14 protein-coding genes are annotated in these 13,110 nt (G+C 72.1%); 9 read left to right on the forward strand and 5 right to left on the reverse strand.

What is annotated here, in order from left to right:
* The first annotated feature begins 75 nt into the window (after positions 1-75).
* Entirely contained in the window at positions 76-1,092 is a 1,017-nt protein-coding gene (locus tag FHU36_RS08935) for a fatty acid desaturase family protein (protein ID WP_185083272.1), read from the forward strand.
* Between the two features lie 13 nt (positions 1,093-1,105).
* Here FHU36_RS08935 and FHU36_RS08940 read toward each other — a convergent pair whose 3' ends face one another.
* The gene (locus FHU36_RS08940) at positions 1,106-1,318 is read right to left on the reverse strand and encodes a hypothetical protein (RefSeq protein WP_185083273.1); all 213 of its coding nucleotides are present in this window, start codon (positions 1,316-1,318) and stop codon (positions 1,106-1,108) included.
* Between the two features lie 57 nt (positions 1,319-1,375).
* Here FHU36_RS08940 and FHU36_RS08945 point away from each other — a divergent pair, with 57 nt between their 5' ends.
* The 5 genes from FHU36_RS08945 to FHU36_RS08965 all read left to right on the forward strand — a co-directional run bounded on the left by FHU36_RS08945 (position 1,376) and on the right by FHU36_RS08965 (position 5,736).
* Positions 1,376-2,509, forward strand: coding sequence for a sensor histidine kinase (locus tag FHU36_RS08945; protein WP_185083274.1), 1,134 nt, complete (start codon positions 1,376-1,378; stop codon positions 2,507-2,509).
* 10 nt (positions 2,510-2,519) lie between these two features.
* A complete protein-coding gene (locus tag FHU36_RS08950; protein WP_185083275.1) occupies positions 2,520-3,188 on the forward strand; it encodes a response regulator in 669 nt (222 codons plus the stop codon).
* A gap of 107 nt (positions 3,189-3,295) precedes the next feature.
* The gene (locus FHU36_RS08955) at positions 3,296-4,546 is read left to right on the forward strand and encodes a cytochrome ubiquinol oxidase subunit I (protein ID WP_185083276.1); all 1,251 of its coding nucleotides are present in this window, start codon (positions 3,296-3,298) and stop codon (positions 4,544-4,546) included.
* A 10-nt stretch (positions 4,547-4,556) separates the two neighbouring features.
* Positions 4,557-5,297: a cytochrome d ubiquinol oxidase subunit II gene (locus tag FHU36_RS08960; RefSeq protein ID WP_185083277.1), complete on the forward strand. Its 741-nt coding sequence runs from the start codon at positions 4,557-4,559 to the stop codon at positions 5,295-5,297.
* Between the two features lie 46 nt (positions 5,298-5,343).
* The gene (locus FHU36_RS08965; RefSeq protein WP_185083278.1) at positions 5,344-5,736 is read left to right on the forward strand and encodes a VOC family protein; all 393 of its coding nucleotides are present in this window, start codon (positions 5,344-5,346) and stop codon (positions 5,734-5,736) included.
* A 4-nt stretch (positions 5,737-5,740) separates the two neighbouring features.
* Here FHU36_RS08965 and FHU36_RS08970 read toward each other — a convergent pair whose 3' ends face one another.
* A complete protein-coding gene (locus tag FHU36_RS08970) occupies positions 5,741-7,411 on the reverse strand; it encodes an alpha-amylase family protein (protein WP_185083279.1) in 1,671 nt (556 codons plus the stop codon).
* Positions 7,412-7,456: 45 nt separating this feature from the next.
* A complete protein-coding gene (locus FHU36_RS08975) occupies positions 7,457-8,434 on the reverse strand; it encodes an aldo/keto reductase (RefSeq protein WP_185083280.1) in 978 nt (325 codons plus the stop codon).
* 178 nt (positions 8,435-8,612) lie between these two features.
* On the opposite strand from FHU36_RS08975, the gene FHU36_RS08980 reads away from it, so the two are divergent.
* Both FHU36_RS08980 and FHU36_RS08985 read left to right on the forward strand, forming a co-directional pair.
* Complete coding sequence (locus FHU36_RS08980) at positions 8,613-8,813, forward strand: EF-hand domain-containing protein (protein WP_185083281.1); 201 nt, start codon at positions 8,613-8,615, stop codon at positions 8,811-8,813.
* A gap of 15 nt (positions 8,814-8,828) precedes the next feature.
* Complete coding sequence (locus tag FHU36_RS08985) at positions 8,829-9,674, forward strand: alpha/beta fold hydrolase (RefSeq protein ID WP_185083282.1); 846 nt, start codon at positions 8,829-8,831, stop codon at positions 9,672-9,674.
* Positions 9,675-9,820: 146 nt separating this feature from the next.
* Here FHU36_RS08985 and FHU36_RS08990 read toward each other — a convergent pair whose 3' ends face one another.
* Complete coding sequence (locus FHU36_RS08990; protein WP_185083283.1) at positions 9,821-11,116, reverse strand: hypothetical protein; 1,296 nt, start codon at positions 11,114-11,116, stop codon at positions 9,821-9,823.
* 201 nt (positions 11,117-11,317) lie between these two features.
* Between FHU36_RS08990 and FHU36_RS08995 the strand changes: the two genes are divergently transcribed.
* Positions 11,318-12,574, forward strand: coding sequence for an MFS transporter (locus FHU36_RS08995; RefSeq protein ID WP_185083284.1), 1,257 nt, complete (start codon positions 11,318-11,320; stop codon positions 12,572-12,574).
* Here the strand turns inward: FHU36_RS08995 and FHU36_RS09000 are convergent.
* Positions 12,566-13,069 carry a hypothetical protein gene (locus tag FHU36_RS09000; protein WP_185083285.1) on the reverse strand — a complete coding sequence of 168 codons (504 nt, stop codon included), beginning with the start codon at positions 13,067-13,069 and terminating at the stop codon, positions 12,566-12,568. The genes FHU36_RS08995 and FHU36_RS09000 overlap by 9 nt on opposite strands.
* Positions 13,070-13,110: the final 41 nt, after the last annotated feature.

Consider the following 13,110-nt stretch of genomic DNA (forward strand, 5'->3'; position numbering starts at 1 on the left):
GCCGTGGCGTGCTACCGCGGGCGGGGAGAATGCGCCAGGGTTGGGGGGAAACCGCACCGCAACGAGAGGAGACCAGTGGCAGAGCCCGTCACGCTGGAGGCCCGAGGCAGCGACTTCGCCCGGCTGGCCAGGAAGATCAACGACGCCGGTCTGCTGAACCGGCGCCCCGTCTACTACGCGGTTCGGCTGAGCCTGGTCCTGGCGGCCTACGCCGGCTGCTGGGCGCTCTTCTGGTGGGTCGGCGACTCGTGGCTCCAGGTCCTCGTGGCCGTGCCACTGGCCGTGATCTTCGCCCAGATCGGGTTCCTGGCCCATGACCTCGGCCACCGGCAGGTCTTCCGCACCCGCCGGCCGAGCGACGTGGTAGGACTCCTGATCGGCAACCTCGGTGTGGGCCTCGGCTGGGGCTGGTGGAACACCAAGCACAACCGCCACCACGCCAACCCCAACCACGAGGACCACGACCCCGACGTGTCCCCCGCGGTGATCGTCTGGTCCACCGAGCAGGCCGCGCGCAGCCAGGGCCTGCCCAGGTTCGTCGCCAGGTGGCAGGCGTTCCTGTTCTTCCCGCTGCTCACGCTGGAGGCCTGGCACCTGCACATCGCCAGCTTCCGGGCGCTCGCCGACCCGACGACGAAGCGCCGTCCCGTGGAGGGGGCGCTGCTGGTGGCGCACTTCGCGCTCTACCTCGGTGCGATCTTCGCCGTGCTGTCACCCGGCAAGGCCCTGGTGTTCCTGCTGGTGCACCAGGGCCTGTTCGGCGTCTACCTGGGGTCCACGTTCGCGCCCAACCACAAGGGCATGCCGATCCTGACCAAGGACGACAAGCTCGACTTCCTGCGCAAGCAGGTGCTGACCTCGCGCAACGTGCGGGGCGGGCTGTTCACCGACGTCCTGCTCGGCCAGCTCAACTACCAGATCGAGCACCACCTGTTCCCGAACATGCCGGCGCCCAACCTGCGGCACGCCCAGCCGATCGTCCAGCAGTACTGCGAGGAGATCGGGGTCAGCTACCTGGAGACAGGACTGATCGACTCGTACGGCCAGGCGCTGCGGCACCTGCACGAGGTGGGTGCGGCGCTGCGGACCTGACGGGCGGCGGCGCTCAGCTCTGGGTGAGCCGCCGCCGCAACTCGTCGCGGCGGCGTTCCAGCTCGTTGATCAACTGCTCCTGCTCGTCGGCCATCGCGATCATCGCGCCGATCTCGATCGGGTCGGTGGCGCCGATGTCACCGATCTGCTCGCGGACCTCCTTGTTCTGGGCCCGCAACCTGGCCAGATCCTCTTCGACCTGTCGCAGTTCGTCGTCTGTGCTCATGCCCGGCCTCTACCCACGAGGGGCCGGGCCGCACCAGGGGCCGGGCACAATGGGCGCATGCGCAGGTTGCCGGCCACCACGGTCGTCTCGTTCGCGATGGTCGTCATCGTGCTGGCCGGCACGGTCGTCGCCTCGCTGCTGGAGCAGGACCGGACGCCCAACGTCCTCGACGTCGTCCTGCCACTGGTGGCGGCGGGCGGCGCGCTGCTCCGCGAGCGCTATCCCCTGGCGGCGCTGATCACCGTGGTGGCGGCGGTCGACGTCTACTACCGGTTCGCGGGATACGACGGACCGCTGATCGTCCTGTCGTTCCTCGCCCTCTACACCGCCGCCGACAAGGGCCACCTGGTCGCCGCCATCGCGACCGGCGGCGTCTCGGTGCTGGCCATGGCCATCGGCGAGACCGGCGGGGTCCGGCACGTGGACGACAGCATGTTCCTGGCCATCACCGGCTGGGTCGTGGCCTGCATCGCGTTCGGCGGCGTCACCCGCAACCGCCGCGCCTACCTCCAGGAGGCCGAACGCCGCGCGCACGACGCCGAGCACACCAAGGAGGAGGAGGCCAGGCGGCGGGCGAGCGAGGAACGGCTGCGCATCGCCCGGGAGCTGCACGACGTGATCGGGCACAACATCTCGATGATCAACGTCCAGGCCGCCGCCGCGCTGCACGGCCTGCAGAGACGGCCCGAGAAGGCCGAGGCGGCCCTGCGCACCATCAAGGACACGAGCAAGGAGACGCTGCGCGAGCTGCGCACCACGCTCGGCGTGCTGCGGCAGGTGGACGAGGACGCGCCGACCGCGCCCACCGACAGCCTGGCCCGGATCGACGCGCTGGTGGCCGCGAGCGGCCTGCGGGTGACGACCGAGTTGTCCGGCTCGCTCGACGAGGTGCCGGTGGAGGTCGATCTGGCGGCGGCCCGCATCATCCGCGAGGCGCTGACGAACGTCTCGCGGCACTCCGGCACCGCCGAGGCTACGCTGAGCGTCAGCAGTAAGTCCGGACATATCGTGATCCAGGTGGAGGATGACGGCCCCGGAGCGACCTACGCCGAAGGCAGCGGCTACGGGGTGCGCGGCATGCGCGAGCGGGCCGCCGCGCTCGGCGGCACGCTGGAGGCGGGTCCCCGCCCCGAGGGCGGCTTCCGCGTCGTGGCCGACCTCCCCCTGCGCCCCCCGGCAGACCCCAAGTGATCGGAGTCCGATGATCCGCGTACTGCTCGCCGACGACCAGACCCTCGTCCGTGCCGGGTTCCGGTCCATCCTGAGCGACGAGGACGACATCGAGGTGGTGGCCGAGGCCGCCAACGGCGAGCAGGCCGTGGCCAGGGCCCGCGAGCTGCGCCCCGACGTGGTGCTCATGGACATCCGCATGCCCGAGCTGGACGGCCTGGAGGCGACCCGCCGGATCGTCGCCGACCCCCGGCTCGACGGCGTCAGGGTGATCATCCTGACCACGTTCGACCTCGACGACTACGTGTACGGCGCGCTGCGCTCCGGCGCCGGCGGCTTCCTCGTCAAGGACACCGAGCCGGCCGAGCTGATCCACGCCGTCAGGGTCGTGGCCAGGGGCGACGCGCTGATCGCGCCGTCGATCACCCGCCGGCTGATCGCGGAGTTCGCCGGCCGGGTCAAGCGGCCGGAGCCGGGCCCAGAGCTCAACTCCCTGACCGAGCGCGAGCGGGAGGTCATGGCGCTCGTCGCGAGCGGCCTGTCCAACGACGAGATCGCCGCGCGGCTGGTGCTCAGCCCGGCCACGGCCAAGACGCACGTCAGCCGCATCATGACCAAGCTCGGCGCCCGCGACCGGGCGCAGCTCGTGGTGTTCGCCTACGAGGCCGGCATGATCACCCCGGGCTGGCTCACCTCCTGATACACCCGGGGTTGTACGCGGGGCGGCCCTGGTACGCCGGAGGTGTACGCCAGGTACCCGCCCCGGGCTGACGCGGCCCGGCGAGCCGTACCCGGATGCTCTCTGGCATGGAAACCGTGGACCTCGCCCGCCTGCAGTTCGCGCTCACCGCAGGGGCGCACTTCCTGTTCGTCGCGCTGACCCTGGGACTCGCGACGCTGGTGGCCGTCATCCAGACCTGGGCGACGATCACCGGCAGCCCCGTGCACGAGCGGATGACGAGGTTCTGGGGCCAGCTCTACATCATCAACTACGCCATGGGCATCGTCACCGGGCTCGTGATGGAGTTCCAGCTCGGGCTGTCGTGGAGCGGGCTGACCGAGTACGCGGGCAATCTGTTCGGCGCCGCGCTGGCGATGGAGACGCTGGTGGCGTTCTTCGTCGAGTCCACCTTCCTCGGCCTGTGGATCTTCGGCTGGAACAAGCTGAACCGGTGGGCGCACCTGGCGCTGATCTGGGTGGTCGTGCTGACGGCCTACGCGTCGGCGTTCTGGATCCTCATCTCCAACGGCTTCCTGCAGAACCCCGTCGGGTACGCGCTGGAGGGCGACCGGCTGCGGATGACCGACTTCGGCGCGCTGGTGGCCAACCCCACCGCCCAGGTCGCCATCTTCCACGTGCTCGGCGGCGCGATGGTCGTGGGCGGGATCTTCATGGCCGGGGTGAGCGCCTACCACCTGCGCAGGCGCACCGCCGAGCAGGACTTCTTCCGCAAGTCGCTGCGCGTCGGGATCGCGGTGGCGCTGCCCGCGACGCTGTTCACGGCGACGTTCGGCGGCCTCGGCTTCCAGACGCTGCAGCCCGCCAAGTCGGCCGCGTGGACGAACGACGCCGAGGGGCTGGCCGCGGCCCAGGCGGAGATGGTCGCCGCGCACGGACCCGGCGACTACCTGCCGCCGGTCGAGTGGGTGCAGGCCGGCGGGATGACCATGATGCTGGCCTTCGCGGTGCTGTTCTTCTTCTCCGGGGCGAGCTTCCTGCTCATGCTGTTCCGGCCGCTGGTGCAGGGGTTCCGGCTGTGGCACCGGCTGCTGACCGCGATGATCCCGCTGCCGTTCGTCGCCATGATCGCCGGGTGGATCTTCCGCGAGATGGGCCGCCAGCCCTGGGCCGTGTACGGCCTGCTGACGACGGCCGAGGCAATGTCGCCGGTCTCCGCCGGCCAGGTGCGGTTCTCGCTGGCCGCGTTCGTGACGGTGTTCGCCGTGCTCATCGTGATCAACTACTGGCTGCTGGCCAGGACCGCCCGCCGCGGCCCCGACGCCGTGGCGCTGGGCGACCGCCCGCTCGACGCCCCCTCCCCCGCCCTGACCTTCTGAGGAGCCCGTCATGGAGATCTTCATCCTGGCCTTCTTCGCGATCGGCTACCTCGTGCTGGCCGGGGCCGACATCGGGGTCGGCATGCTGCTGCCGTACCTCGGCCGCTCCGGGGGCGAGCGGCGCGAGGTCATCGCCGCCATCGCGCCGTTCTTCCTCGGCAACGAGGTGTGGCTGGTCGCCACCGCCGGGGTGCTCGCAGGGATGTTCCCCGAGCTGGAGTCCGAGCTGCTGCACGGCAACTACGCGCTGGTCGTCTGCCTGCTGGTGGCGTGGGTGGTGCGCGACATGGGGCTGTGGCTGCGCGGACGCCTGCCGGGCGCCCGCTGGCGGCTGTGCTGGGACGGCGCCGTCGTCGCCGGGAGCTGGGGGCTCGCGCTGAGCTGGGGCGCCCTGCTGAGCCACGTGCTGCTCGGCCTCGGCGGGCCGGCCGCCGTGCTGCCCGCGCTGGTGCCGGCCGCGCTGTTCGCCGTGCACGGGCTGGCCTTCGCCACGCTGCGGCTGCGCGGCGAGCTGCGCCGGCGGGCGGCCGTGCTGTCCGGCGGCGCCGGCGAGGGCCGCACCTATGCCCTCACGGCCGGCGCGCTCGTGGTGATCGGCGTGCTGGCCGGGGCGCGGCTGCCGCTCACGGCGGGGTCCACGGCGTCGTTCCTGGCGCCGGTGATCCTCGCGCTGATCCCGCTGCTGGTCGCCTCCCAGGCGTGGGTGTGGTGGACGTTCCGGCACCGCGTGACCGGCCCGTCGTACCTGTGAGGCCGGCACGGGAATGCCGGGCGGCCGCGCGCGTGCTGTGACCGGCATGACGGTACGTGAGCTACGGCTGGTCGTGACGGCCGAGGACTACGAGCAAGCGCTGGCCTTCTACCGCGACACCCTAGGCCTGCCCCAGCGGGCCGCGTTCGCCTCCGAGGGCGGCCGGGTGACGATCCTGGAGGCGGGCCGGGCCACCCTGGAGATCACCGACCCGCCCCACGCGGCCTTCATCGACGAGGTCGAGGTGGGCCGCAGAGTGGCGGGCCACATCCGGGTGGCCTTCGAGGTGGACGACTCCACGGAGGCGACGGCCCGGCTGGCCGGGGCCGGGGCGACGGTGGTGGCCGAGCCGACGCGCACCCCGTGGAACTCGCTCAACTCCCGCCTGGAGGGCCCGGCCGGGCTCCAGCTCACCCTCTTCGAGGAACTGGGCGACTGAGGCCCTACCGGGAGTGCTCCCACTTGGCCGAGGCGTCCTCCGGGGGCACCTCCGGCGCAGAGGCGCGCAGCCAGCGGCAGCCGTGCGGGCCCAGCGGCAGGGTCACCTTCCCGCCGTCCGGCACCTGGACCGAGCCGTCCTCCAGCAGGTCGGTGAGCAGGCAGCCGTCGAGGCCGTCGAGCTTCAGCTCGGCGTCCCGGGCGGTGTCCGACAGGTTGTGCAGGATCACCACGGTGGCGCCGTCGGCGTCGCAGCGGTGCGCGAACACGGCCGGGTGCCCCGGGTCGAGCACCTCGTAGGAGCCCCACGCCAGCTCGGGGCACTCCCGGTAGCGCTCGATCAGCAACTGGAACCACCGCAGCAGCGAGCCGGTGTCGCGCTTCTGGTCGGCCACGTTCACCCGGTCCGGGGCGAACGCGCCGTCCGGCATGGCCCGCTCGGGCTCGCCCCTGCCGAACCCGCCCTCGGGCGACCACTGCATCGGCACGCGGACGGCCATCCGGCCCTCGGCCTTGAGGTTCTCGCCGAGGCCGATCTCCTCGCCGTAGAACAGGACCGGCGTCCCCGGCAGGGAGAACAGCAGGCTGTAGGCCATCTTGATCCGCCGCAGGTCGCCGCCGAGCATCGGCGGCAGCCGCCGGCGCAGTCCCCGGCCGAACACCTGCATGTCCTCGTCCGGGCCGAACGCCTGGAAGACCTCCTGACGCTCCTCCTCGGTGAGCTTGTCCAGGGTCAGCTCGTCGTGGTTGCGCAGGAACGAGGCCCACTGGCAGTCCTTCGGCGGCTGGGGCCGCTCCCTGAGCGCCGAGGCGAGCGGTTCGGCCTCGCCCCGGGCCAGCGACAGCCAGGCGCGTTGCATGCCGATGAAGTCGAAGCACATGGTGACCTGGTCGCCGAGGCCCTCGCCGAAGTAGGTCACGAGCTCCTCGTACGGCACGTTGACCTCGCCGAGCAGCACCGAGTCGCCCTTGCGCCGCGTCATGAACGCCCGCAGGTCGGCCAGGAAGTCGTGCGGGTCGGCCAGCTTCGGATCGACGTTCTCGATGAGGAACGGCACCGCGTCCACCCGGAACCCCGACAGCCCCAGCTCCATCCAGAACCCGAGCACCCGGGTGATCTCGTCGCGCACGGCCGGGTTGGCCACGTTCAGGTCCGGCTGGTGGCGGTAGAAGCTGTGCAGGTAGTACTGCCCGGTCTTCTCGTCGAGCTCCCAGACGCTGTCCTCCTTGTCGGGGAAGACGATCTGGCTCTTGTCGTCCGGCTCCGGCACGTCCGACCAGACATACCAGTCGCGCAGCGGCGACTCCTTGCTGGACCGCGCCTCCTTGAACCACGGATGCCGGTCGGAGGTGTGGTTGACGACCAGGTCGGCGATGACGCGCAGCCCGCGGTCGTGCGCGGTCCGCATGAACTCCACGAAGTCCCCGAGCGTCCCCAGCCGGGGGTCGACGCTGTAGAAGTCGGTGGCGTCGTAGCCGTCGTCCTTGCCCGGGCTCGGATAGAACGGCATCAGCCACAGGCAGGTCACACCCAGCCCGGCCAGGTAGTCGATCTCCTGTGTCAGGCCGCGGAAGTCACCGATCCCGTCGCCGTTGCCGTCCTTGAACGTCTCCACGTCCAGGCAGTAGATGACCGCGTTCTTCCACCACAGGTCCGAGGTGTAGGTGAGTCGCATCGCGGCCTGCTACCCAGCGGACGCGGCCGCATGCCGCCCGGGGGGCTACAGCAGCGTGCCTCCCGTCACCTCGATGCCGGCCAGCGCCTGGTCCACGCGGGCCAGCGTGGCCGGGTCCAGCGTGATGCCGGCGGCGGCCGCGTTCTCCCTGATGTGGGCGGGGGTCCGGCTGCCGGGGATGGCGACCACGTGCTCGTCCTGGTGCAGCAGCCAGGCGAGCGCGAGCTGCGCGGGCGTGATCTCCAGCTCGCCGGCCAGCGCCCGGATCGGGGCGTAGCGGTCGTTGTTGCGGGCCAGGTTCTCGGTGGAGAAGCGGGGGGCGTGGTGCCGGAAGTCGCCGGCGCCGAGCCCCTGCACGGTGCCGGTGAGGAAGCCGTTGCCGAGCGGGCTCCAGGCCACGACGCCGATGCCCAGCTCGCGGGTGGTCGCGAGCAGCTCCGGCTCGATCGGCCGCCACATCGACCACTCGTTCTGCACGGCGGCCACCGGGTGCACCGCGTGCGCCGCCCGCACCTGGGCGGCGGTCACGTTGGACAGCCCGATGTGCTTGACCAGCCCGTCCTTCACCAGCTCCGCCATCGCCCCGACCGTCTCCTCGATCGGCACCCCCGGGTCCGGGTAGTGCGCGTAGTAGAGGTCGATCGCGTCCACGCCCAGGTTGCGCAGGCTTCGCTCGGCGTAGCGGCGGACCAGCCTCGGCTCGGCGTTGACCCGCAGCTCGCCGAACGCGTACCCCACCGGCTGCGACCTGCCGGCCTCCCCCTCGAACAGGGCCAGCCCGAACTTGGTGGCCACCACGACCTCGTCGCGGCGTCCCTTGATCAACCGGCCGACGAGGCGCTCGTTGTCCCCGTCGGCGCCGTAGGCGTCACTGGTGTCCACGTGGACCGCCCCGGCGTCCAGCGCGGCCGTCAGCGCCGCCTCGGCGCGGGCGTCGTCGACCTCGCCGTAGACGCCGGACAGCACCATGGCGCCGAAGCCGAGGGCCGGCACCCGCAGGGCGCCGAGGTCGCGTGCAGTCATGTCCGTCTTCATGCCGTCGATCGTGCCGTCCGGCCGTGCCCGGCGTCCAAGACTTCCGTTGATAACCCTCGGTTATGGGAGGGCGGGATATATGTCCGGCGTTCGGGGCATTCATCATCGCGCTGTGACAGAACACCACTAAGGTCTGACCGACACGGACACCCGCGGGAGGGCGATCATGAGTGACCACGCCATCACCTTCGACCTGATCGACGCCGACAAGGACGGCCGCATCTCGGCCGTGGAGCTGGTCCGGCTGATGGAGGCCCTCGGGCAGCCGATCACGCTGGAGCGCGCCCAGGCCGGGGTCGCCAGGCTCGACCAGGACGGCGACGGGCTGATCGACCTGGAGGAGTTCGGCTCCTTCTTCCACGACTGAGTCATACGATCCCCCATGCCCACCTTCTCCGCGCCCGACGGGACCGTCCTCGCCCACCACGTGTACGGCACGGGCAGGCCGCTGGTCTGCCTGCCGGGCGGCCCGATGCAGGACTCCGCCTACCTGGGCGAGCTCGGCGGCCTGCCGGCCCACCGCCGGCTGGTCATGGTCGATCCCCGGGGCACCGGCGGGTCCGCGGCCCCTCGGGATCCCGCCTCCTACCGCTGCGACCGGCTCGTGGACGACGTCGAGGCCCTGCGCGAGCACCTCGGCCTGGACCGGCTGGACCTGCTCGCGCACTCCGCCGGCGCCAACGTCGCGACGCTGTACGCGGCCCGGTACCCCACCCGCGTCGCCCGGCTCGCCCTGGTCACCCCGAGCACGCGGGCCGTCGGCCTCGACGCCACCGGAGCGGCCCGGCTGGACGTCGCCCGCCTCCGCGCGGAGGCGGGCGAACCGTGGTTCGCGACCGCCTTCGCGGCCCTGGAGGAGATCGTGGCCGGCAACGCCACCGACGAGCGCTGGAAGGCCATCGACCCCCTCTTCTACGGCCGGTGGGACGCGGCGGCCCAGGCCCACCAGGCCGCCCAGCAGGGCCGCCGGAACGACGAGGCGGCGGCGGTGTTCGGTGCCGAGGGCGCCTTCGACCCGGACGCGACCCGCGCGGCACTGGCCGCCCTCCACGCGCCGGTCCTGCTGCTGGCCGGAGAGGTGGACCCGAACTCGGTGCCGGTCGTCATGGCCGAGTTCGCCGCGCTGTTCCCGAACGCCGAACTCGTCGTCCAGCCGGGAGCGGGCCACTTCCCGTGGCTCGACGACCCGGCCGCGTTCACGGCGGCGCTCGCGGCGTTCCTCGGCTGAGGACCGGGCGGTCGGACGCGTGGTCCTTCGTGCCGAGCCGCGCCCGCGCCCGGCGGACCGCGTCGCCGATCACCACAGGCCGGTCCGGTGACGGGGACGCCCGCCCCGGTGTGCCGGGACGGGCGTCGGCGAGGTCGGGAAGAGCGTCAGGAGGTGTGGACGTACACCTGGCCGAAGACCTCCGACAGGGCCTTCAGGTCCGTGGCGGCGTCGACCTCGGGATGGGCCGGGTCGTAGACGGTGGCCAGGCGGGGGCGGACCTCGTTCAGCTTCTTGAGCTGGTCCCACGTGGCGTTGGCCGCCCACTTCTCGCCGTACATCCGGCTGACCTGCCCCTGGGCGTTCTGCCAGCGGCTCCACAGGGTGACGGTCTCGGCGGCGTCGTTCTGCAGCGGCGTGGCGACCCGCTCGGTGATGGCCTTGGTGGCCTGCTCGGCGGTGAGCTGGGGGGATCCGGCGGCGGTGAAGCCGGCGTCCTCGGCGGCGAGGTGGGCGTAGGCGTCCCAGGCGCGGGCCTTGACCTGCGTCCACTGGTTGCGCTGCGCCGTGGCGGCGTCGATCTTCCAGGTGGCGTACGTGCCGGCCAGGTGGCCGCTGTCGAGGGCGAGCTGGTCGATGAGACCCTTGGCGAGCCAGGCGCCGATGCGGTCGGGGTCGAGCAGCGGGTACTTCGCGCTCACCGCGGTCTTGCACGCCTCCTCGGCCCCGCAGCCGAACACCGGCACGACCGTGTGCGCCGCGAGCTTGCGGCCCGGGAGGAGCTTGCGCAGCTCGGTCGTCGCCTCGGTGACGAACTTGTCCATCTCGTCGGCGTTCTGGAACGTCTGGCCGACGCCGATCTGCCGGGTGAACCTGACGCCCACGACGCCCTCCTGCGCGGCGACCGCGGCGATCTTCCTGGCCGCCTCGGGCAGCTTGCCGGCCTTCCAGTCGTCGGACAGCTCGGTGTCCACCCAGACGCGCATGCCGGCGGCGACGGCGGTCTTGACGGTCTGCCCGGCGGCCGTCTTCTCCGCCTCGGAGACCTGCGCCGCGGTGAGGCCGTGCGGGTCGACGTAGCACTCCTCGCCCGCCGCGCACTCCGGCGTGCCGCCGTCCTCGGCGCCCTCGACATCGGGCTCGCCGACGTCGTGCAGCTCGCCGTCACCGTCGCCGGGGCCGGGGGCGGCGGGGGTGCACTCGTTCCCGTCCTCGGCACAGTCGATGAGGATCGGCGGGATCGGGACGGCCGCCTCCAGGTTCTCGCCGTCGTTCTGCAGCCAGAAGTTGGCGATGGCCAGCGCCTCCTCGGGCGTGGCCAGCCAGCGGCAGCTCACGTACGACGGGGTGCCGGCGGGCAGCTCGTCGTTGCAGCTCCGTGGATCGTCCTGGGCCGAGGCAGGGGCGGCGATGCCGAGCAGGGAGAGGGCCACGCCTAGGACGAAGATCTTCCGCAGTCGCATCGGGCGCCTAACTTCGAGGGGGTGATCGTCTGGCATTTAGCACGATATCGGGATGATCAACGGCATTCAATGAGATCAATGCCTTTGGTAAGACTGTTCTGACCTGGAGTGGCCGTCCCAGTCACCGCCGGATATTCACGCGACAATCGCGCGCCCTGACCGGCAGAATGAGCCCGTTTGGGCTGGATAGGGGGCTGCCAGGTGCACGGTTTTCTTCGCGATCTCGGGCTGTTGCGGGACCGGCGGTTCACGCTGCTGCTGGCGGCGCGGACGATCTCGGTCCTCGGCACCGCGTTCGCACCGGTGGCGCTCGCGTTCGGCATCCTCGACCTGCCCGGCGCCGACGCCACCACGCTGTCGGTCGTGCTCACCGCCGAGGCGCTGCCGATGGTGCTGTTCATGCTGGTGGGCGGGGTGATCGCCGACCGGTTGCCACGGCACCGGGTGATGATGGTGAGCGAGCTGGTCAACGCGCTGGCGTTCGCCGCCCTGGGCGTGATGCTGCTCAGCGGCTGGACTCCGCTGCCGGTCATGGCCGCGGCCGCGGCCGTCAGCGGGCTGGCCACGGCGGTGATGTATCCGGCGCTGACCGGGATCATCCCCGAGGTGGTGCCTGCCGACCGGCTGCAGACCGGCAACGCGCTGCTCGGCCTCGGAGCCAACACCTCACGGGTGCTCGGGGCGGTGCTGGGCGGAGCCACCGTGACGCTGGTGGGCGGCGGGTGGGCGCTGGCCGCCAGCGCCGTGCTGTTCGCGATCGGCGGGGTGCTGATCGCGGCGCTGCGGATGACGCGGGCGGAGCGTCCGGCCGGCGAACGCCACTCGGTGCTGGGAGACCTGCGCGACGGCTGGCGCGAGTTCTCCTCCCGGCAGTGGATCTGGGTGGTGGTCGCGCAGTTCTCCATCATGGTGATGGCCATCCAGGCCGGCCACGGGGTGCTCGGGCCGCTGATCGCGAAGGAGAGTCTGGGCGGGGCGCCGGCCTGGTCGGCGTTCCTGGCGGGTGAGGCGGTGGGCACGATCGCCGGGGTCGCCGTGTCGCTGCGCGTGCGGCCCAGACGCCCGATCCTCGTCGGGGTCCTGCTCTGCCTGCCGTCCGCGCTGCCGTATGTGCTGCTGGGCCTGGCGGCGCCGCTGTGGGCGATCGTGGCGGCGGCGTTCGTGCTGGGCGTCTGCTTCGACGTCTTCGGCGTGCTGTGGCAGACGACGATGCAGCGTGAGGTGCCGGCGGAGTCGCTGTCGCGGGTCAGCTCGTACGACGCGCTGGGGTCGCTGATGTTCGGGCCGATCGGCCTCATGCTGGCCGGGCCGGTGGCGCACTGGGCGGGCACCCGGACGGCGCTGCTCGCCTGCGGCGCCCTGGTGGTGCTGTCCACGCTGGCGGCGCTGCTGTCGCCGGGGGTGCGCAACCTGCGCGCCCCCGCGTCCACCGCCGCCGCCGAACCCGTGTCAGGCTGACGCGCCCCGGACGGCCCGGCGCTCGCGGAAGTAGGCGTTGGCCCGCGGCTGGAACATCAGCGTCACGGCGCCGAGCACCGCCAGCAGGTGCAGCGACCGGCTGCCCATGAACACCCAGTCCACGACCCCGGCCTCGGCCAGCGCCGCCCCGAGCGAGCCGCCGTCGAGCAGCCAACGGGCGGGCTCGACGACCAGCGACAGCGTGCCGAACACGCCCAGGGTCACGCCGAGGGTCCAGCGCGCCCAGTTCGCGCCCGCCCGCATCCGCAGCGCGAGGAGCACGGCCGCCGTGAAGACGGCCAGGCGGAACGCGATGCCGGGCAGCAGCTCGCCGAGGGCGGCGCCGTCCGCCAGCGCCCCGGCGACCATCAGCGTGGCCTCGAACGCGCCGGCAGCCACGGCGAACAGCCACAGCATCGCGGCGGTGCGCACGACGGGCGGCGGGTCGGCCGGGGCGGCGGTCGCGGGGGTGGACGAGGGGGCGTGCGTGATCATGGCGGGCTCCAGGAGAGTCGGTCGGCTATGGCAGAAGTCTG

The organism is Nonomuraea muscovyensis, from assembly GCF_014207745.1.
Classification (GTDB): domain Bacteria; phylum Actinomycetota; class Actinomycetes; order Streptosporangiales; family Streptosporangiaceae; genus Nonomuraea; species Nonomuraea muscovyensis.

Coding starts and splice junctions, on each gene's coding strand:
- FHU36_RS08980 (WP_185083281.1), top strand. CDS start 8,613: ATGAGTGACCACGCCATCACCTTCGACCTGATCGACGCCGACAAGGAC.
- FHU36_RS08960 (WP_185083277.1), top strand. CDS start 4,557: ATGGAGATCTTCATCCTGGCCTTCTTCGCGATCGGCTACCTCGTGCTG.
- FHU36_RS08940 (WP_185083273.1), bottom strand. CDS start 1,318: ATGAGCACAGACGACGAACTGCGACAGGTCGAAGAGGATCTGGCCAGG.
- FHU36_RS08950 (WP_185083275.1), top strand. CDS start 2,520: ATGATCCGCGTACTGCTCGCCGACGACCAGACCCTCGTCCGTGCCGGG.
- FHU36_RS08970 (WP_185083279.1), bottom strand. CDS start 7,411: ATGCGACTCACCTACACCTCGGACCTGTGGTGGAAGAACGCGGTCATC.
- FHU36_RS08945 (WP_185083274.1), top strand. CDS start 1,376: ATGCGCAGGTTGCCGGCCACCACGGTCGTCTCGTTCGCGATGGTCGTC.
- FHU36_RS08990 (WP_185083283.1), bottom strand. CDS start 11,116: ATGCGACTGCGGAAGATCTTCGTCCTAGGCGTGGCCCTCTCCCTGCTC.
- FHU36_RS08975 (WP_185083280.1), bottom strand. CDS start 8,434: ATGACTGCACGCGACCTCGGCGCCCTGCGGGTGCCGGCCCTCGGCTTC.
- FHU36_RS08985 (WP_185083282.1), top strand. CDS start 8,829: ATGCCCACCTTCTCCGCGCCCGACGGGACCGTCCTCGCCCACCACGTG.
- FHU36_RS08955 (WP_185083276.1), top strand. CDS start 3,296: ATGGAAACCGTGGACCTCGCCCGCCTGCAGTTCGCGCTCACCGCAGGG.
- FHU36_RS08965 (WP_185083278.1), top strand. CDS start 5,344: ATGACGGTACGTGAGCTACGGCTGGTCGTGACGGCCGAGGACTACGAG.
- FHU36_RS09000 (WP_185083285.1), bottom strand. CDS start 13,069: ATGATCACGCACGCCCCCTCGTCCACCCCCGCGACCGCCGCCCCGGCC.